Annotated in this window: 10 protein-coding genes; 4 read left to right on the top strand and 6 right to left on the bottom strand. The window is 32.7% G+C overall.

Translation table 11 applies throughout. From position 1 onward, the window contains the following. Nucleotides 1-18 precede the first annotated feature (18 nt). The 4 genes from AAGV33_RS13135 to AAGV33_RS13120 all read right to left on the bottom strand — a co-directional run bounded on the left by AAGV33_RS13135 (nt 19) and on the right by AAGV33_RS13120 (nt 9,426). Entirely contained in the window at nt 19-2,199 is a 2,181-nt protein-coding gene (locus AAGV33_RS13135) for a PepSY domain-containing protein (protein ID WP_373392502.1), read from the bottom strand. Between the two features lie 11 nt (nt 2,200-2,210). After that, entirely contained in the window at nt 2,211-2,693 is a 483-nt protein-coding gene (locus AAGV33_RS13130) for a DUF2271 domain-containing protein (protein WP_373392501.1), read from the bottom strand. A gap of 4 nt (nt 2,694-2,697) precedes the next feature. Continuing rightward, nucleotides 2,698-4,215: an ankyrin repeat domain-containing protein gene (locus AAGV33_RS13125; protein WP_373392500.1), complete on the bottom strand. Its 1,518-nt coding sequence runs from the start codon at nt 4,213-4,215 to the stop codon at nt 2,698-2,700. Nucleotides 4,216-4,518: 303 nt separating this feature from the next. Beyond that, on the bottom strand, nt 4,519-9,426 hold the full coding sequence (locus AAGV33_RS13120; RefSeq protein WP_373392498.1) for a LamG-like jellyroll fold domain-containing protein: 4,908 nt from the start codon (nt 9,424-9,426) through the stop codon (nt 4,519-4,521). A gap of 373 nt (nt 9,427-9,799) precedes the next feature. On the opposite strand from AAGV33_RS13120, the gene AAGV33_RS13115 reads away from it, so the two are divergent. Together AAGV33_RS13115 and AAGV33_RS13110 are read left to right on the top strand one after the other, a co-directional pair. Then, nucleotides 9,800-10,657, top strand: a complete 858-nt coding sequence (locus tag AAGV33_RS13115; protein ID WP_373392497.1) for a helix-turn-helix domain-containing protein — start codon at nt 9,800-9,802, stop codon at nt 10,655-10,657. Nucleotides 10,658-10,732: 75 nt separating this feature from the next. After that, complete coding sequence (locus tag AAGV33_RS13110) at nt 10,733-11,323, top strand: DUF417 family protein (RefSeq protein WP_373392496.1); 591 nt, start codon at nt 10,733-10,735, stop codon at nt 11,321-11,323. 112 nt (nt 11,324-11,435) lie between these two features. On the opposite strand, the gene AAGV33_RS13105 is transcribed toward AAGV33_RS13110, so the two are convergent. After that, nucleotides 11,436-13,016 carry a Na+/H+ antiporter gene (locus AAGV33_RS13105; RefSeq protein WP_373392495.1) on the bottom strand — a complete coding sequence of 527 codons (1,581 nt, stop codon included), beginning with the start codon at nt 13,014-13,016 and terminating at the stop codon, nt 11,436-11,438. Nucleotides 13,017-13,285: 269 nt separating this feature from the next. Beyond that, entirely contained in the window at nt 13,286-15,904 is a 2,619-nt protein-coding gene (locus AAGV33_RS13100; RefSeq protein ID WP_373392493.1) for a beta-glucosidase, read from the bottom strand. Between the two features lie 313 nt (nt 15,905-16,217). On the opposite strand from AAGV33_RS13100, the gene AAGV33_RS13095 reads away from it, so the two are divergent. Further along, on the top strand, nt 16,218-20,558 hold the full coding sequence (locus tag AAGV33_RS13095; protein ID WP_373392492.1) for a hybrid sensor histidine kinase/response regulator transcription factor: 4,341 nt from the start codon (nt 16,218-16,220) through the stop codon (nt 20,556-20,558). A gap of 650 nt (nt 20,559-21,208) precedes the next feature. Further along, nucleotides 21,209-22,045 carry a hypothetical protein gene (locus AAGV33_RS13090; RefSeq protein WP_373392491.1) on the top strand — a complete coding sequence of 279 codons (837 nt, stop codon included), beginning with the start codon at nt 21,209-21,211 and terminating at the stop codon, nt 22,043-22,045. Nucleotides 22,046-22,065: the final 20 nt, after the last annotated feature.

Here is a 22,065-nt window from a genome sequence, read left to right as displayed (position 1 = left end):
TCGAATATTACATAGAAATTAATAACAATCCGTCAGGATTTGTCCTTTGACTTTGTACTCAGTAAGTGTTGCGTTATTTTTAGAAATACAAATAGCATCCAATACTTTTTCGACATCAAATTGCATAGCCAGTGCGCCACAAATCATGATTATGCCACCATTTTTTAATAATTGGGCAAAGAAATCAGCGTCAATTTGGATTAAATCCATCACATAATGATGATTGGCTGCGCGGGAATAAGCTAAATGAAATTGTTTTAAATATTGCTTTTGAATCATTTCATTAGCAAAATCCTGATAATGTTTGGTAATTTCAGTTTCCTGACGGAAACCTGAATACAAATGAATATCTGTTTTTTTCTTGTTTTGTGCAATCATTCCCAGAAAAGGAGCAATTCCTGTTCCGTTAGAAATTAGAGCGACCTGGCTTGCTTTTTTTGGAAAATGAAAAGCATGATTGCTAATGATTTGAGATTTAATGGTATCTCCAGGTTTTAGATTGTATAAAAATCCAGAACCCAAACCAGAGGGATGCAATTTTACGGCTAATTGAAGATTTCCATTCCTTTTTCCAATAGAATACAAACGTTCCCGATTATCATTAGCCGGATAAATGGCCAAGAGATCTCCCGATGTGAATTTGCTTCGTATTCCGGCTCTTAAAGTCAATAAAAAAGTTTGGTCCGTTTCTGAAATAGTAGTTTTGTCTAAAACCATTAATTGTTGTAATCCTTTTGGAATATGATTGTAAACCGATGGGGTAGTGCTCAGTGAAATTCCCGTTTTGGCACTCCATAATTGTACCCAATTGACAAATTCTTCGGCTGATTTATCATTTACGGTTTGCAATTCTAACAAGCGATTTGCCCAGGCTTTAGTTTCTAAAAGGGCATCAACTTCTTTAGCATAACCACAAAAATCAGGATAGGATTTGGAACCAAAACCAATTACAGAATAATTAATTGGTTGTTGTTGCGAATTTTTTTCTAAAAGAGTTACAAATTTACTCGCATTAGAAGGCGCATCACCCAGACCATAAGTTGAGGTGAAAATTAGTAAATGTTCTGCTTTTGGATAGCTGGTGTAATTATTTAATTGAGCAAGGTGTGCTTTCTTACCTTGATCATTTAATTGTTTGAGGATTGCATTGGCAAAACGAAGCGAACTTCCGTTTTCTGAACCCACTAATAAAATGTATTTGCTTTCTTCAGCTTTAAATTTATTTTTAATACGGCTTGCTCTTCTTTTAAAGGTCATAGCAAATCCGGAATAGATAAAAAACAGAATGTTTAAAGACGCTAATCCGATGATAAATGCCCAGATACTATTTGTTCTTCCAGTGTGTAAGTCCAAACTTAAATCGGATAACAATTTTGTAGTAGGGAATTGTTCTTCGGAAACAATCGCATTCGAATATTGATCGACTTCAATTTTTCGGTCTTTTAATTCAAAGATGTAATAATCTTCAGGATCATCTGAAAAAGGAAACTCTATTTTAGTAACATTCGCTAAAGGAGTATTTTTTAAATCGAATGTTTTTTTAGTTTGAGTTGTGGTTGGATTTTCGGTTTGGTTTTCATTTTCATTTTCGAAAAGATGAAAACGATCCATTGACAAATAAGTTCCCGAAAGCGCTATAATCAATATGGGAATTAATGCCAAGCGTCCCAATAAAACATGGTAGTATTGTGCAAAATATTCTTTGATAATTTTAGAAAAGAAGTTGCGTAAACCTCGCTGTCTATTGATGACAAGAGCAAAACCTGAAAGAGCAATTAATACTAATAAAAAAGAATTAATTCCTATAAAAATTCGTCCCGTTTCATGTAGAAATAAAGAACGGTGTAGTCCAGTAACCCAATTAATAAAATCACTTTTTTTAGTTGGTGTGCCAATGATTTTTCCTGTTGTAGGATCAATATACCCATTGACATCGTTTCCATCATTATCAATTGCTTGTAGGGTTACAAACTGATTGTGGTCGATACTTAATTCGGTTATTTCGGGATAGGTTTTACGTAATGTAGGCAAAGTTTGTCCCAAAGTAATATCATCGAAATTTTCCACCCGATGCGGTGGTATTTTCTCCTGTATAGCATCTACCGCAAGTATAGTACCTGTTACGGATGCGATAATTAAAAATGCAGCAGAAAATACCGCCAAAGCGAGGTGTGAGTACCGCCAAAAAGAAAGAGTCATCTAGTATGCTATTATATTTTGCTTAATCTTACGTAACGGATGTATCCTTTTCCTTCAGATTTAGCCGCAATTCCAGCTGTTGTAAGAGGAATTTCAACATCAGAAACATGGTATTTTTGGTCTTCTACTGCCGATTCAAAACGCAATTTATAACCGCTATTAATTTTAGCATTGTCAATTTCGAAAGTTGTAATACTGCGGTCACCACCTGTAACAGAAGCTCCTGTAATAGCACTAATGTTAGTTGGTTTTTTAGAGTTGAATTTATGCCATTCTTTTAAACTATTGTACCATTTTTTGTCGTCTCCCATCACGTAAAGTGTTTTTTCGTATTCTCCTTTGGCGTTAATTAAAGAAACTACTACATAAGCACCTTCGCCAACATAATTTGACATTTGAAGCATGCATTTGTATTTACTACTTTGTGCTGTAGCCTGAAAAGAAATAAGGAAGATGAATGCGCCTGCTAAGGCTGTTTTAATAATAGATTTCATTTTGTTATTTTAAAATTTCAACAGAAATGTTGTTTTGAGTTAAGGTTTCGTTTTCTTTAGCTAAGTCATAAGCACTTTCGTCAAACTCAGTTTTAATGTCTTTTTTAGCACCAATTGACAATAGGTATTTTATTATCAAATCATTTTTTGCAATCATGGCTGCTTTGTGCAATGCAGTTAATCCATCTTTATTTTTTGTATTGACATCAATGTTTAAATTAGCAATCTTTTCAAGTAAATTTAAATCATTTTTTAGAACAGCAAAATGATACAAGCTGCTTCCGTCTTTTTGAGCCTGAGCTAAGTTCAATCCACTATCTTGTAATAATTTTAATTTCATTGCAAAAGAATCTTCTTTAGGAGCATTATTGCTAGATTCAGGACCACGTCCTCCCATCATTTGTGGGCGATACGATTGGATTAAGTAATACCCTAAGTTGTTGTTGTCTTTGTCTAAAACATTAATATTGGCTTTTTTACTTAATAAAAGTTCAACTGCTTTAGGACTTCCTGATTGGACTGCTACAGACAAAGCTGATTCTCCTTTTGCATTTTGAACATTCACGTCTTTCACTTTTGAAAGTAATAATTCTAAAGCTTCAGTATCTCTTCCAGATGCCGCGTTAATTAAAGCAGTATTTCCATCATTATCTGCTTTGTTAACATCAACTCCTTTGCTTATGAAGTAATTGATAATTTCAGTTTGATTAGGTTTGCGTACTAAACTATGTAAAACGGTTTCTCCATCAGCAGAAACTACAGTTGGTTTTAACTTTAAATCATCTACTAAATATTGAAAAGTTTCAATAGTAGTGGCATCCCGACGAGAACCTTGTGCAGCAATAATAATTGCATTATCAGTAGGTTTTACTCCTTTTTGTAAAAGTGTTTTTAGAAATTCTATATTTCCTGATCTTGCAGCATAATTAAAGGCAGTGTTTCCTTTGTTATCCGTGTCTTTTAATGATAATCCTTTAGCAATAAAATAATTAGTTAAAGTCAAATCTTTGTCATTTGGTATAGCCAAAAGCAAAAGACTAGCGCCGTCTCTGTATTTTTTCTTAACATCTAATCCCGCTTTGAAGAAAGCATCGTAAATAGCTGTGTTTTTTTGTCCGGCATTAATTGCAAATGTTATTGGAGTTGTTCCGTGGCTGTCTTCAAGATTGATATCTGAACCTTTACCAATTAAATAATTTACTATTTCAACATTTCCTTTATTAGCAGCCCAGTGAAGATAGATACGACTATCATGAGTAGGTTTGCTAACTGGATTTCCGGGTTGTTCTAGTAAAAATTTAATTGTTTCAGCAGGAGCATCATTGTTTATTGCATAAACTACAGCATCAAAAGCCATTCGGTTATTTTCTGACGGATTATTTCCTTTTGCTATTTCTGCTTTTACTACACTAACATCAGGAGATAATTTCCAAAAAGATTGTTCTAAAAGCGAATTTTTTTGTTGAGCTACTGCCAAGAAAGTAGTAGCCAAGGCAAGGGAAACAAATAGATTTTTCTTCATTATTATATTGTTTTTCGATTAGATATTGCTTTTTTCTTTTGGTTTAATCTATTTAGTCTATTTAGAATAAATAAAAATAATGCAAATGTAGAAATAAAAACTATAGTATCAATTTCTTACTATATTATTTTTCGAAAAATTTAATAAACTACATAGAGTTTCTGGGCTAATTAATTAGAATAGAGAAGAGTAAGATGTATGCAAAAAAAATCATCCCAAAATGATTGTATTAATCAAATTTTGGGACGACTCATCTAGTTTTGTTTATTTCAAAAGATATCAAATAAACGCTTTGTAATTATTTTATTGAATAATTATTTTCTTAGTAAAATCGCCTTTAGTAGTTTCTACTTTTACAATATACAGACCTAATCTTTTCTTTTTGATATGAACCTGAATATTAGATTGGTTTCGGTTTTCTTGAATTTTCCAATTTTCAATTTCAACTCCAGAGCTGTTATAAAGTCTTATCTTTTTAACTTTACTATTTTCAAAACTATTATTAACATTAATATTGTCTGATTTTTGAATGTATATAATTTCACAATTTTCGTTTTCAAGTTGCTTTGCAGGCTCTTCTGGTTCAATTGGAGCATCGGCTGGATTATAGAAGCGTAAAGAAAATCGTGTCGTGTTTATTCCTGTAGTTAAGTTGACTTCGTAGTTTTTTTCTCGAATGTTATTATAGACATTAGTTTCACTATCAAAAATATAAATAGCTTGATTAGGGTCGAAATTATCTACTTCATCAATCATAAATTTTACGGTTCCCTCGGCACTTGTTTTTACACCAATTGGATAAGAAGCATTTTTATCGAAAGCACCAACTCCTTGAATTACAAATCGATTGCCTCCAATTAAGAAAAACATATCATTAGGAAAATTATCCATATTATGAGCATCATAACCAAAATCGATTCCATCAGTGGCTTTTTCGTCTATAAAGCCTAATAATAGTTGTCTGTGGTAATCGTTATAAGAGGTAAATCCTAAGCGAATTTTTTTATGTTTTTCTTCCACTACAGCATCATTATCACTATTTCTCCATGAAGTTTTGGTAGGAGTATTTACTTTGAATATCACATTAGAATTTTCAGCATCATCTTCTTTATGGAAAGCTCTTTGATTGTTGTCATAAGTAATTGTACCTCCAGCTCCCGATTTTCCAATTAATAAGAAAGCTTGTCCAACTGGAATAAAACGGTTAGGAATTCCTCTTGATGGAGTTCCTTGTTTACTTATAAAATCTACATTGGCAGATGATGGTGCTACACCTCCAGTTAGGTTTCTGATAGCATAGCCTCCTTGATAATCTTTTAAGAAGTGACTGTTATTGCTGGCGTAATGTTCCCAAAAATAGATGGATCCGTTTATTGAATTGACGTTGTCATTAATAAAAGCATAGCTATCTAAGGAGCAAGGATATGGATTTCCTGCTAGTAATAACTGATTGTCACTTACAGAATTAGAATTAATTAACCCATTGTTCGGTTTTCCTACGAAAGTGTAGTTTTGAGTAGGTGTAGCCGCTCCACTGCCTTTCATAGTATAACCTTGTCCCACTCTAACTGTTGAGTTTTCATTCATTTGTACCCAATTGGCGTAAGCATTTGCATAATTATCAAATTTAAAAAGCCAATAGCGAGCAGTACTTATGGGGGTGGTTGGTGCTCCATTGTCTCCTCCAACCCATTTGATATTTTGTGGTGTAGTTGTGGTGCCATCTTTCATTACACTTCCCACAGAGTAATTTATATTATTGGCAGTAGTACTCAATCCACCAACAGGGGAACTCCAATAATTGTAATTGAATAAATTAGATTGACCTTGCTGGTCTCTTTCTATAGTCCCACTACTATTAACATCTAAAACACTTCCTTGGGTTTGTACTAACTGTGATTTGTTTACCAGATCAATTTTTCCGTCTAATTTTAAATAATGAGAAATTTCTATTTTGTTATCGCTATTTGCGCTAATGACATTGCTGGTAACCAATAATCCTAAAACTGTTTTGTTGCCTGCAGTTGTGATATTATGGTCTGTTTTAACAATGTTCCAATCAATAAAAGTAGTATTATTTATTGCAGTTGTATTTGGAATGTTCCATACATCACCATGTGTCCAAGTGTTGTTTGTCTCCCAGACTCCATCAGCTGTAGAGGTATAAGGTAAAGGAGCTGTTTCAGGTTGTGGAGTGTAAATGTTTAATAATTTTCCATTACGAATATTTGCACTTTTATCTATTAAATACCCATTATTTAAATCAGTTGCTTGCACCATTTGATAATATCCTTCTAAATTATTCCATGATAAATCAGGGATGTTTAAAGGTACCGTTGAACCTAAAATAGCAGTATTGTCCTGCTGAATTTTTTGATTCATCATTTGGTGTATTTGAGCTTCGGTTAGTGCTACATTCCAAATGCGTAGTTCTTCCATCCATCCATCAAAATAGTGAATAGGAGTGTATGGGAAAACAGTATTTTGTGCCATTGCTCCTAGGATAAATCTTGCGTTACTGTTTGCAATTGGGTTTGCTCCAGCAACTGCATTGTGAACACTTACTCCATCAACATACATATAGTAATTGTTTCCATCAAAAGTAACCGCAACATGATACCATCTGTCTGTATTGATAGCATAATTGGAGCTAATGGAATTTCCGTTGTTCCAATGGAACGAAATAATATTATTGACTAATCTTAAATCATAGCCATCATTTAAGTTAGCTGCATTTCGTTTTGATAAAATAGTTTGGATATTTCCATTTGTAGCTTCTGATTTAATCCAAACTTCGATACTAAAAGAACCACTATTAAAGTTGAAATTGTCTTTGAAGTTAACGTTGTCATCCGTTCCATCAAAATCAAGATGACTGCATGGATTGAACGTTATTTCTACATCATCACTAACATCAGGACATTCACCAGCTCCAGAGACAGTCCATCTTAAAGTATAAATACCATTATTAGGGCTGTAAAATTCAGAATTTGGACTAGTAATATCAGAAAATATTTCGCCATCGCCAGCAGGAGCATTAATAATTGACCAAAGTCCTGTTGATCCAGAAGTCGCTTCTAATTGTACTGATTCTGAACCGCATGAAGTTATTTGGTTATTGCCAGCTAATGTTGACAAACAGGAAGTACCATCTATAGCTACTATTATAGAACCCTCAATTGGTTTTTTACATTCCGAATCATCATAGCCTTGAAAAAAATATTCAGTTGAGGGATTTCCTGAAATTGCTCCAACACCAGTAATATTTCCTGTTTCTAAAGATACTCTAGGATTACAACCTTCATTTATTATGATACTACAATCATCAGTAACATTAAGATTGAAACTTAAATCAGCATAAATATATTCTGGATGACCAGCAGTAATGGGTAAAGTCCCTAAATTCCATACAATACTGTTAGTTCCTTCATCATAAGCAGGTGGGTTAGTAGGATTAAAATTGTGGTAAGTGTTGAATGAAATAATGCCACCTGTATTAAAAATGGCAGTTTCGGGTATCGGAATACTTACAATAGTGTTATTTATGGCTTCAGTTCCTGAATTGCTAATAGTGAGAGCATAATTGATGGCTTGTCCAGGCAAAGCATTTAGAACTGTTGGGTTGGTAACATTGTTAATTGAATTGACACTAATTAACCCTTTTGGTTCAGGAACATAAGAATCAACAGACATAGCAAAACCAAAAATAGAATAAACTTCGTAGTTAGAACCAAATCTAAAGGTCGTTGAGCTTTGATTGTTGCCTATGACTAAGTTATCTGCATTTGGGATAGTAAACATACTAAAATCGACACCTGTGTTATTCTGTAAAATAGGATTACTCGTTCCAACTGCTGGCTGTGGAAATATAGAAGAATTAAAGAAGTTAGTTTGTGTATTGTTAGCATGATTTAATGTTAAGTAATTGGTAGTATTATAAGTAGTTGGGTCAGCATTTAGTTTTTGAACTGCCAAGTAATCAGTTCTTCCTGAAGCTGTTCCAACATCTCCTTCTGCAGCCATTACACCTAGTTTCATATTTACAGGACCAGAATCTACTGTAGTAAACCCTGAAATAGGAATGTTTCCAAATTCGCCACCACCACTACGTTGTCCATTTACGTATGCACAACCATCAAAAAGGGTTACAGCCCGGCTTTTCATTAATGGGTTTTCATATATAACAATCATTACCCATCCTCCAAAATAACCAGGATTTGAATTTGTTCCTTCTATTAAAGCTATATCAGCCACAGTATAAGCTCCAGAGCCATGAGTTTTAACATAATCGGTAACTTCTTGATAGCCAATAAATATTCCACTTAATGCAGATCCAGGGAAATAAATGTCTGAATTTGAAGTTACAGAAGTGTAAGAAGTGGCTCCGGGACCTTTTAATGAAATAACTTTCTTATCGTAATTTTTAGATGAGTAGTTATTGATGCTAGCATAACCATTTGCTCGATATGTAAATTCAGTTTCATTTGTTCCTGTAGCTCTTGTTAATTCCGTTAAAGTAAAACTTGTTCCAAAAGCAGGATTAGATGTAAAGGGGGTTGTAAATGTTGCTCTTCCAGCGTTATAGGTTACATTTATGGCGGGTTGTGAAATACCATCTAAAGTAAGTGTAACAGTGGAAGTACCACTTGCTGCAGCATTGGAAAAATTAAAAACATAACTATGACCATTACCTGTAAAGGTATAAATAGGATATCGATTACTATTTGTTCCCCCTCTAGTTATATTTAGTGTGTAATTAGTGTTTGGAATAGTAGATCCATGAGTAGCAGTTGAAACTGTAAAAGTATCCGCATCCTGAGATTTTCCCGTCCAATAAAGCCCCGCAAAAATTACGGTAGAGCAATCTTGGTTGGCACTGTTTTCTCCTGAATTTGAAAGTTCAAGTGTTGCCATAGAAGAATTCAATGTATTGCTGTCACCATCTACATCGACGTATTTCATAAAGTTACTTTCATTGTTGATTGTGTTATCATAATTAACAAGTGTTAAGTTGGTATTGCCTAACATCGTAAAATCTCCATTAATGTTATAAATAGTTTTGGCAGGACTAGTTGCCGCAGTTCTTTGCGTAAAATTGACTTGAGGAGAGGTAAGAGATTGAGCTGCAACTAAATTAGGGAATGTAAATACAGCAAAAAGAATTAATAAGTAAAATTTGTTTTTTGTCTTTTTTGAGTAAAGTTTTTCCATACATCAGGTTAATATTTACTATTGTATAAAACAGTTGTTTTAAATTTTAAGATTAAATTAACTATTCTTATACAATATGGGGGTTTTGTATGGAATAAAAGTAATGTCTTTTTAATTAAAACACCGATTAAATGTATATAAATATCGATTAAAATCATTTTTTTATAAAAAAAGAAAGAAAAAACCGTTTTATTTAATGATGTTCTTCAGGGCTGTTAATGAGGTTAAGTCGATTGGATTCAATATAAAATAAAAAACACACATAATCAGTGATCATAAGAACTAATGAAGGATTACTGTTTTAGGTGATTTTTCAAGCTATTTTAAATAATAGATTTAATAGTTTTGTATTCAATTCAATAAGCAGTGAGTTATGAAAAATATTTTAGGAGATAATGGAGAATGTCTTATTGGTATTGAAAAAAGCGAAAGTTTCTCTTTAAAAAATCCTATTCAGTTATCTGAATATACTATAATTTTAATCCATAAAGGGGAAGGTATTTATCATGCTGATTTTGCTTCTTTTCATTTTTCGGGTCCCATATTACTTTTTTCTACCCCTCTTCAAACTATTTTTATAGAACAGTTGAAGAATACTGAGTATACACTCTTAAAATTTCATGGTGATTTTTATTGTATTGAAATTCATCGGGATGAAGTAGCATGCAATGGATTGCTTTTTAATAATATCTATTTAGAACCTTCGGTAATTCTTTCGGAGCAGCAGCATTACGATTTTTGCCAATTGTTAAAACGCTTAGAAGAAGAACTTATAGATTCTAGTTCTTCGGAGATGATTTTAAAATCCTATTTGCAAGTTGTGCTAGCAAAATGCAGTACCATTAAGTTGAGAAGTATGGAAAAGAAGGCTGCTGTTAGTACTAAAGATGAGAAAATGGAACAGTTTAGGCTGCTGTTAGATGAAAAATATTTGACACTTCATAAGCCTAATGAATATGCAGAAATACTATCTATTTCGTCTAACACACTTGCCAAAAAAAGCATTAAGTATTTTGGTAAAACCCCTTCCCAACTCATTCAAGATCGATTGATATTGGAAGCCAAAAAAATGCTCCATCTTACTACTCTTAGCATTAAAGAAATCGCTTATCAATTACAATTTAACGACGAATATTATTTTAGTCGTTTTTTTAAGAAACATACACAAATTTCTCCGCAAGCTTTTAGAAATAGAGTAGGCATTTCTAAAGTAGCTTATTTGTCCAAGTAATATCCCTTTTTGTCCATTTTAAAGCAAAAATATTCGTTATAAATTTGTTTTTATAAATAATCAGAACAATTTATTATGAAACGAATTTTATTAGCAGGACTACAGTTTTTAGCAAATACTCAGCCGCAATTCATTAACCTTATTAGGATTGCAGTTGCCATTGTGATGATTTGGATTGGCGGACTTAAAGCTTTTCACTATGAAGCGGATGGAATTGTTCCCTTTGTAGCTAATAGTCCTTTGATGAGTTTTTTCTATAACAAAGACGCTCCTGAATATAAAGAGTATAAGAATCCTGAAGGTCAGGAAGTGGCACAAAATATTGCTTGGCATGAACAAAATGGAACTTATACTTTTTCAATACTATTAGGGCTTGTAATTATTGCAATTGGATCGATGCATTTACTAGGTATTTATTACTCAAATATTGGTTTGTTAGGCGGTCTTTTAACTTTTATAATGTCGCTAGTAACCTTATCGTTTCTGATTACTACACCAGAAGTATTTGTGCCAAATTTAGGCGGTGATTTTCCAACTAAGTATTACGGATTTCCCTTTCTATCCGCTGCAGGTCGATTAGTTCTTAAAGATGTAATTATGATGGTTGCTGGTCTAATCATTGCATCTGATTCTTCAAAAAGAATACTTATTTCACTTGAAAAGTAAGATTATAAAACAGTCTATTTTCCTTTTTTTTATATACTGTTTAATGTTCTTATGAACTCATTTTAGAATTTGGGATATTATAAAAACTCATTTTAAAGAAAGAATATTTTTTCTATAAATACCGCAATTTTTCTTCTTCAATGTCTAAATAATGCATCTGTCTTCTTATGATTGATTCGTCTAAGCTTTGATCTTGTTTATTTTTATTAATAAGCCATTGTCTTTGCTGATTTAATAAATCGAGATAAATATCTTTAAGTTCTATAGCAATGGATTCGTCCTCTATTTTATTACTATGTTGTTCCCATCTTTGAATTAGATGTTGCAATGCAGCATTACTTTCTACCTGATTATTATAATTTGTTTTCAAATGATTTACAGCAAATTCGGCTAATTCTTGTCGAATGGTATTATAAATTTCATCACGTGACAAAGCATTATCAATTGTTTTAAATTGAGCTTTTCTAATAAAATAAGGCAATGTTAATCCTTGAATTAATAATGTTAAAAGGATAACAATAAAAGTGATGAACAAAATTAGATTTCGCTGTGGAAATCCATTACCGTTATTCAAATAAACAGGAATTGATAATGCTGCTGCCAAGGAAACAACACCTCTCATTCCAGTCCATCCAAGTATAAATGGCGCTTTGAGACCGGGATTTCTGCTGTCAGCAACTGTAATGAAATTTCGGGCAATTAGCGTAATAATTACTGCACCGTAAGAAGATAATATTCTGCTTACCATTAAAACAACGGTAATTATTATACCGTAACCTACAGCTGTTGGAATGCTGATATTTGCTTCCTCCAGACCTCTGGTAATTTGAGGTAAATCCAATCCGATAAGCATAAAAACTAATCCGTTTAATATAAAACAGAAACTTTCCCAAACGTTTAATCCTTGTAAACGCGATTTGCTTGTAAGAAAACGATGCCTGTTATTAGCCAAAAGTAAACCGCCACATACTACGGCTAATACACCAGAACTATGCACTTGCTCGGCAGCAAGATAAATTACATAAGGTGTAAGCAGAGATAGAACAATATCAATATTAGCATCAGTAGGCATATATTGATGGGCTTTCATGAAAATCCATCCAATAAATAAGCCAATTCCAACACCACCAATAATCATCCAACTGAAATTCAATGCCGCTTTGTAAAATATAAATTGTTCTGTTGCAACGGCAATCATTGCAAATCTGAAAATAATCAATGAAGAAGCATCATTCAATAAACTTTCTCCTTCTAATATTGACGAAATTGATTTTGGTACTTTAACAAATTTCAAAATAGCTCCAGCACTTACAGCATCGGGAGGTGATACAATTCCGCCCAATAAAAAACCTAATGCTAATGAAAAACCAGGAATGATATAATTAGCAACCAATGCTACCGAAAGTGCCGAAAGAAAAACCACTACAAAAGCAAAACTGGTAATAATGCGTCGCCAACGCCACATTTCTTTCCATGAAATTTTCCAGGCCGCTTCATACAATAAAGGGGGCAGAAAAATAAAAAATATAAGTTCGGGTTCAATATTAATTACAGGAATACCTGGAATAAAACTAATAATCAACCCTGCTAATACTAATAGAATAGGATAAGCTACTTTTATTTTATCTGCCAACATGATCAACAATAAAATAACGATTAATATCGCTAGATAAAAAGGAAAATTTTCAAGCATTTTTTGAATTTATAGCTATCTGTTAAAAAATATAAAAGTAAATTATTTGCTCTAGAATAAGTATATTTTGTATTTAAAGTAAATGAATAATATAAAACGAAATGAGAGTTGGTTATAAAAGGCTAATTAATTTCGCTTGTTTTAGTATTTTTAATAATTCAAAAAATAATCAAAAAAACAAACATCCCCTTAAATACATGATGATTAAGGGGATGTTATAAAAAATTAAGAGGCTAGCAGAAAATGAACACTCTCTAAAAGCTTAGACACTATTTGTCTAATAGTATTGTTGGTTTTTTAGAAATATTGAAACGAATTTTTTGTATGTCATCAGAATCATCAGGTAATTTTCCTCCCACAGCAATGGTAAACCATCCTGGTTCTATAATGCGTTGCCCTTTTTTATTGATTAATGATAATTGTCTTGGAGTCATTTTAAAACGCACAGTTTTTGATTCTCCTTTTTTTAGATTGATTCGCTCAAAACCTTCTAATTGCCAGATAGGGCGTGGAGTAGAGGCTTTTTCGTCTTTTAGGTACAATTCAACTACTTCGTCTCCGTCACGATCGCCAATATTAGTTACGTCAACCAAAACCTCAAAATCTTTTTCAGCATCAATAGAATTTGGAATTTGTATGTTGCTATATTTGAATTTGGTATAACTCAAACCAAATCCAAAAGGGTACAATGGTTTTTTGTCGAAATAACGATAAGTACGACCTTTCATATCATAGTTTTCGAAATCAGGCAATTGGTCTACCGATTTGTAATATGTAACGGGTAATCGACCTGCAGGATTGTAATCGCCAAAAAGCACATCAGCAATAGCGTTACCACCTTGTTGACCTGGATATCCAGCGGTTAAAATTGCAGGAACATTATCATTGGCCCAATTGATAGAAAGCGCACTTCCGTTTATTAAAACCACAGTTACAGGTTTTCCTGTAGCTACTATGGCTTTCATTAATTCTTCCTGATTGGATGGTAAGTTAAGACTGGTACGATCTCCACCATCAAAACCATCTGCTTCTACTTTCATTTCTTCACCTTCTAAGCGTTCATTTAATCCCAAAACCAATACTACAGCATCCGCCTGATTAGCAATTTGAATAGCCTCTTGCAATACATTTTCTTGTGGTTCCGCCCATAAAAGTTGTGCTATAGCATCGCCATAGTTGTTTTGGTATTTAATCTCAATTTTGTATTTTTTCTCAGCTTCCAATTCAATTTTTTGGGATCGAATGCGTGGATGATGGTTGTTTTTTCCACCAGTACTTTTTCCACCTTCAATTTCGATAGTCATAAAAGGTTTTGACCATTCAGAAATACTATAAGTTCCAGTTTTTGGTGCTACAATATATCCCGTCCATTTCACACTATAATTGCCCATTTTCATACGAGGATCTGGAGTATTAATATCCCAATGAAAATCAATATTATCATCTGTACGGGTAAAAATCGGTTTTCCTTCCCATTCTTTATTGTCAAAATATTCTGCTTTTAAACCTTGTGTTCCGTTTTCATTTTGAAAATAAACAGACGGTATCACATTCATTTCAGGAACACCTTTAGCCAAATCAGTTCCTTTTGCATAAAGTACTTTTGCATTCGGTTCTAATTTGTTTTGGATTCCTTTTAATACAGTGATTGGATTACTAGGAATACCGCTGTAATTACCCCATAACGATTGTACATCATTGGCATTTGGTCCAATAACAGCAACAGTTTTGATGTTTTTAGAAAGAGGAAGCGTATTATTCTGATTTTTCAAAAGAACAATACTTTTTTGAGAAGCTACTCGGGCCAGATAGTCGTGAGACGAGTTGTTGTTTACTGAAAATGGGATTTGGGCATAAGGAACCATTTCTTCTGGATCAAACATTCCCAGTTTAAATCGTGCGGTAAACAAACGTTTTAAAGTGATGTCAATATCAGCTTCAGTCAGCAATTTGTTATCTAATGCTTCTTTTAATGATTTATAACTACTTCCGCATTCCAAATCTAAACCTGTTTTTACTGCCAAAGCCGAAGCCGAAGCCGCATCTTTGGTAATTTTATGGTATTTCCAAATATCAGTTACAGCACCACAATCGGATACGATGTAACCATTAAATCCCCAATCTTTTCGAAGAATATTGAAAAGAAACGGACTCGCACTAGCCGATTCTCTTCTAAAACGGTTGTAAGCTCCCATTACCGAATACACATGACCTTCTTTTACTAAGGTGCGGAAAGCAGGAAGGTAAGTTTCGTAAAGATCTATGTCACTGGTTTCAGCATTAAATTGATGACGAGATGGTTCAGGACCTGAGTGAACCGCATAATGTTTAGCAGTGGCAACTACTTTAAGGTATTTTTCATCAGTGCCTTGAAGACCGGTTACATATTTTAGTCCTAATTGACTAGTAAGATAAGGATCCTCGCCATAAGTTTCATGACCGCGTCCCCAACGTGGATCACGAAAAATATTAACATTGGGTGACCAAAATGTCAATCCCTGATACATTCCGTGTTGTCCTCTTCTTAAATATTCATGATGTTTGGCACGAGCTTCATCCGAAATAGCATTGGCAACATCAAAAATTAATTGGCGATCCCAAGAAGATGCAATGGAAATAGATTGCGGAAAAACGGTTGCATATCCCGCACGGGCAACTCCGTGTAAGGATTCGTTCCACCAATTGTATTCTGGTACACCAAGACGCTCTATAGCAGGTGAAGAATCCATCAATTGACTAATTTTTTCTTCTACCGTCATTCTGGAGACCAAGTCATTTACACGCTGTTCAATAGGTAGATTGGGATTTTCAAAAGAGAGGTCTTGTTGTGCAAAAGTGGTTGTGGTTATTAGGTTTATAAAAAACACTACATAGGTTCTTTTTTTCATTTGATTTTTTTGGTGATTACTGTTTTTGGTTAAACTTTTTAGCAATTATTGAGTAATGTAATTTAGGAAAGATTTTACTTATTCGAATACAACTAAAACAAATTTAGGGGTTTAAGTATCATTTCATTGGGGTAAATTGCTATTTGAAGGATGTTGTAAAGCTTGATGTTCTTTTTTCGATTTTTTAGAATACTACAAATAGGGGACAAAATGCTATTTAAGAAGGGGTATTTAGCTAGGAGGTGGTATCGTTTTAGGTTCAGACTGGAATTTTGATACTTTTGTAATTAGTATGAGTTTTAAAAAATAAATTTTGAAAAGAAATATAATTGTTACTCTTTTTTGTCTGATTTTCGAATTGTGTTTTTCTCAACCATTTGGAGTTCTAAAACATTTTTCGCATGACGTAAAGTTGAGTCAGTCGCACATCCTCGATATTCAGCAGGATTCGAAAGGATTCATTTGGATGGGAACTTATAATGGACTGATTCGATTTGATGGGAATGTTTTTCAAAATTTTGATGTAGTTCAAAGAGGGAAATTGAATTTATCGTCTAATCGTGTTTCCAGTTTTAAATTTGATAAAAACGGACGAATTTGGATCAAGTCAGAAAAAGAAGAAGTTTACTATTTTGATACTCAAAGTCTAAGTTTTCATTATCCTATGGACAGTCAAAACAATACGTTTTCTAATCTCTCTTTTAATCAGTTTAAATTGATGCCTTCAGGCTTAGTGTGGTTGTTTCCTGTAAACAAAAATTACTTGATTGTTCTAGATGCTAATAAGAAAGTAAGACAAATAGTTTTTGATCAGGCTAAACTTCGTGGACGTAAAATTAATGATGTATTTGAAGATAGTACTGGTGATACATGGTTTTTGACTGATTTAGGTATTTGCAGGTTAAAAAAAGGAGATGAAAAACTAGAATATTTTTTTTTCAACATGACCAGACTTTCTGGTAAATCCTATTCATTTAGTGCTGTTGTGGAAATAAATGATGAATTATGGTTTGCTGGAACTAATGGTAAGTTGACACGTTATTCTAAAAAGTCAAGTACATTTTTTGATGTGCAATCAGGAATCAATTCAGATATAGTTCAAATTAAATATGTTAATGGAGGCAAAGTACTTATTGTTACCAATACAGAAGGTATTTGTTATTATGATATAAAATCAGGAAAATTAGATGTTTATAATAACAAAACAATAGCAGGATTCCCCAACGGAACTATTAATTATATGGGATTGACTGATTCCAAATATTTTTGGTTTGAAACTTCAGCATCGGGAATTTATAGATTTGATTTGAATACTAAAAAGTTAAAACACCTGCAGGTTGATACCAGCGACCCTATTGTTATTGTCGATAGAAAAACATTTTTACTCACCGCACCTAATGGGTCAGTTTGGATTCAACCTAAAGGTGGAGCATTAGGCTATTGGGACAAAGAGCAGGACAAATTGTTGTCTATTTCACATTATACAAAGGAATCCTCAGTAGAAATTTCTGATGTAATGCATACAGCAACATTTGATAAATTAGGAAATTTATGGTTTTGTTCTTATCGAAAAGGCTTGGATTTAATGATTTTTAATAACAATAATTTCTCAGTTTTAAATTTAGATTCCTTTGAAGAGAAAAAGAAAAATAATGTTAGGAGTTTAATGGAAGACAAACGTGGAAATCTATGGCTATCCTGTCGTTCTCAAAAAATTACAATACTTGATTCTAGAAAAAAGAAAATAGGTATGCTAGGCGCTGATGGAACCTTGTCTACTAATAGTCCAGGATGGGGAGCAGATATTTATCACATGCTGGAAGATAACAAAGGTAGAGTATGGGTGGGAACTAGAGGAAACGGATTATTTTGTCTAATCCCCAACGGAAAACCTTTTAATTATAAAGTAGTTCATTATAAGCACAATGAGCTGAATCGTTATAGTATTAGTGCGAATGATATTTATAAAATTTTTCAGGCTGCTTCGGGTAAGATTTATTTGGCTACTTGGGGAGGCGGAGTAAATCTTATCCGAGAGTCAAAAGATGGAATTCGTTTTGTTAATTATCGAAACGAATGGAAAAATTATCCAATAAAATCAGCTGATAGAGTACGATCGATTGTGGAAAATAGAGAGCATCAATTGTTTTTTATTTCTTCTTATAAACTGTTTTCTTTTCCAGACGAAAATAGAGCATTAGGCAAATTAAAATTCAAAGATTTTTCACAAGTTTCAGGTAATGATATTCTTGATATTTTAGTAACATCAAAAAATAAATTGGCATTAGCAACTAACGGCAAAGGCTTGCAATTGGCTTATTTGAATAAAAATGGAAAGCTAGATATTCAATCTTTTGGAGAAGAAACGGTTGCTTTACCAGTTGATGAAGTTGTAGCTATGCAAGAGGATAAATTGGGAAAAATATGGCTCATGGGCGACAATCAAATTGTTCGATTTGATACCAAAAAGAGTACTGCTGAAACTTTTCCCGAATTAAAATCGCTTATTGGAAATGAAATTTTTTCAGAAGCTACAAAATGCCGTCTTGCCAATGGTGAAATTGTCTTGGGTTATTCTAATGGTGCTATTTATTTTAAACCAGAAAAGATAAAAGCTTACCAGTTTAAACCCTATTTAGCCATTACTGGATTTTCAGTAAATAATAAAGAATTACATGAAGTAAATACAGATACTCCTAGAAATCCAGATTTGCTTAAAAAAGTGGTATTAGAGCATGACCAGAATTTTTTAAGATTACAATTTGCAGCTCTTGATTATATTAAAAATGAAAATATTGTTTATCGTTATAAATTAGAAGGTGTAGATAAGCAATGGAATTACATAAAAGGAGGGCAGTCTATTAATTATACTAATTTAAGTAGAGGGAAATATAAGTTTTTAATATCGTCTACTAACGCTCATAATTTATGGGTAGATAATCAAAGAGAAATTGAAATCACAATTTTGCCATCAATTTGGTGGACTAATTTGGCTATAATTTTTTATATTTTGTTGGCTGTTGGTCTTTTTATGTTGATTAGACGTACATTATCAACTATAATCAGGTTACGAAATGATGTGCAAATTCAACAGGAAGTATCTGAATTGAAGTTGAAATTCTTTACTGATATTTCACATGAAATCCGAACTCCGCTGACTATGATTACCGCTCCATTAGAAAAAATGCTTTCTGACAATGAGGTTCCAGATTCAATTAAAACACAGTTACAGGGAATTGAAAAAAACAGTAATCGATTGTTGAATTTGGTAAATCAGATTTTAGATTTAAGAAGAATTCAAAATAGAAAATTAGAAGTTAAAACCATCAATTTAGGAGAATTTGCGGCTAAGGTTTGGGAAAATTTTCGAGAAATAAGCCTGCAAAGTAAGATACGTTTAGAGCTAAAAATAATTGCTTCAACACCAATTATATGGGCAGATGCTGATAGCCTTGATAAAATTTTGATTAATCTAATTTCAAATGCTTTTAAATATTGTCATAAAGGAGATACAATAGAAATAATTGTTGAAGAAACTGAAAAACAAGTTTTATTAAAGGTTAGTGACAATGGACCGGGAATTAATCCTGTTATCCAAAAACGATTGTTTATCCGTTTTTCTAATTATAATGAAAATCCAAACAATCCCAGTACAGGTATTGGGCTTTCGATAGTCAAAGATTTGGCCGATAAGCATAGCGCAAGTATTGTAGTGGATAGTGTAGCTGGTAAAGGCAGTAGTTTCCAACTTTGTTTTTTAAAAGGATATCATCATTTTAATGATGATGTAGCTATTTTATTTGAGGAATCTGATACGCATTTAGAAGAGAATATTACTGTAATCGAAAATGAGCCTGTTGTAACAGTAGAAGAAGAAATAAGAAAAGGCAAGCCTGTAGGTCTGGTTGTGGAAGATGATCCTGAATTAAGAAATTTTATAGTTTCTGTGTTAGAAAGCGAATATAAAATTCACCTTGCCGAGAATGGAATTGATGGACATTTGAAAGCGGCAAGACTATCACCAGATTTTATTATTAGTGATATTATGATGCCCCAAATGGATGGAATTGAAATGCTCAAATTAATCAGAAATAACATTGCAACGAGTCATATTCCTGTTATTTTGCTAAGTGCCAAAACAGCCATAGAATCTAAATTAGAAGGAATGGAATATGGTGCTGATGAATACATGGATAAACCTTTTAATGTGAGTTATCTAAAAGCCAGGATTAAAAATGTTTTAGAACAACGTAAGCGTCTTCAAATTTTATATTCTAGTGGTAATATTACTGAAATTCCAGGCGAAGAACCTTTGCAAATTTCAAATCAGGATCATAAATTCATGTTTCAGGTAATTAAATTAGTTAAGGATAATGTATCCAAAACCGATTTCTCAGTGGAAGAATTAGGAAAATTAATGTGTATGTCACGTGCTAGTTTTTTCAATAAATTAAAAGATTTGACTGGAGTGTCACCAGTGGTATTTATTCGTGATATTCGATTAAATGAAGCTGCCGAAATGCTTAAAAAAGAAGATCTGTTAATTAAAGAAATTTGTTTTGAAGTTGGTTTTAGTGATCTGAAATATTTTGGAAAGTGCTTTAAATCTAAATTTAATTACACACCAGCCGAATACCGCCGTCTTTATCGATAATAGAAATAATTAAGTTATTAAATTTACAACAATAATACTTTAAAGGGAGTATTTGAGTAATTCCACAATTTAAAATGATGAGGTTTTTAAAGCCTCATCATTTTTTTACCCTGTGTTTTAAAATAGTAATTAATGTTGGATTTTTAACATTTAAAATATTGATTTTTAAATACTTGTGTGCCGTATTTGTTTAATGAGTAGAATAGGTTTTATTATTATTTAGTTAAATACCCCCTGTTATTTATCAATTTTTTTCTCGTTTTTAATGCTCCAAAATTAAGAGCTATTTCATTAGTAATATCACCCATCTTGAAAAGTGATTTATCTACCAAATAAATAATTGCTATATCTAGTTTTACATCCGAACCAAAAGTCTTTCGGGACAAAGCTTTAACTAACTATTATTAAATTATTAAACTTATGAAACAAATTAGCACTTTCATCCTGCCGCTATTGGTAGGGATGTTTATAGTGTCGTGCAGTCAAATTATTGAACTCACGGGATTGTCTCCAACATCAAAAAATGGAGAAAAAATAATCGGTTTGAAATTCGGGAGCAATATAAAAAAGAGGACATCAATCAATGTTGCTATCCTTGGTATTTGTGCTGCTTTATTCTTTAATGAATTTCAATTTTAAAATTACAGCGTATGAAAAAGATAAGAAATAGTATCGCTGTAATTGGAATGTTGCTTTTATTGATGACGGCTTGTAGTAAAGACGTACTACAATATGATACATCAATTGTTAAGGATTTTGTGATTCAGTTAAATGGAGAACCTTGGAGTTTAAATACAGGTATTTCAACAAAGCCCATTTTTATTTATAATAATGACGGTGATTTTTTTGCTAACTACAGTTCGCACTATCGTTTTGCATTAGATAATGGAAAATACAAATTCCTGGCAACCGATATTCCAGAGCAAATGGTTCCTTCTCCAGTTAATCTAAACGATTTGATTATTCCTCAATCACCTAATGCTGATCAGGCGGTTAAAATTTCAGCGGCAATGCCTTATGAATCTCCATTTGCTAATAAGTTAACGATGAATATTTTAGCGAGAACTGGTGTGTTACGATTGAAAGCCCTAGACATTGTTGCTGATCCAAGTTATACCAATATTAAAACTTATGTAAAAGTAAAACGTAGTGGTTATAAAGTTGCTGATGAAACATTTGTACAAGAAGACTTGACGGTTTCCAGATCTAAGAAAACAACTTCAGGAGGAATTAATTATACAGACGATTTTATTTTGTTCCAAACAGATGCTGAAGTTAATAATGTTAGCATCCTTATAGAGTTTATGACAGATGATTTAGTTGTTGTTAAGACAAAAGAGATTTCGGGTTCTTTTCCAATTTTGGCTAATGGTGTTACCCAAATCAGTTTTAACTTGAATGATGTTGATACACCAATTATTGAGAATTATGAAGTACTCATTAATGGTGTCGCTCCAACAGCAAAACAAATCAATCAGATCAAATAATGCTTAGACTTAAAATAACA

Source organism: Flavobacterium magnesitis, assembly GCF_041729735.1.
In the GTDB taxonomy this organism is placed as follows: Bacteria; Bacteroidota; Bacteroidia; order Flavobacteriales; family Flavobacteriaceae; genus Flavobacterium; species Flavobacterium magnesitis.
Note: the sequence above shows the minus strand (reverse complement) of the source record. Positions and strands in the feature narration are given on the sequence as shown.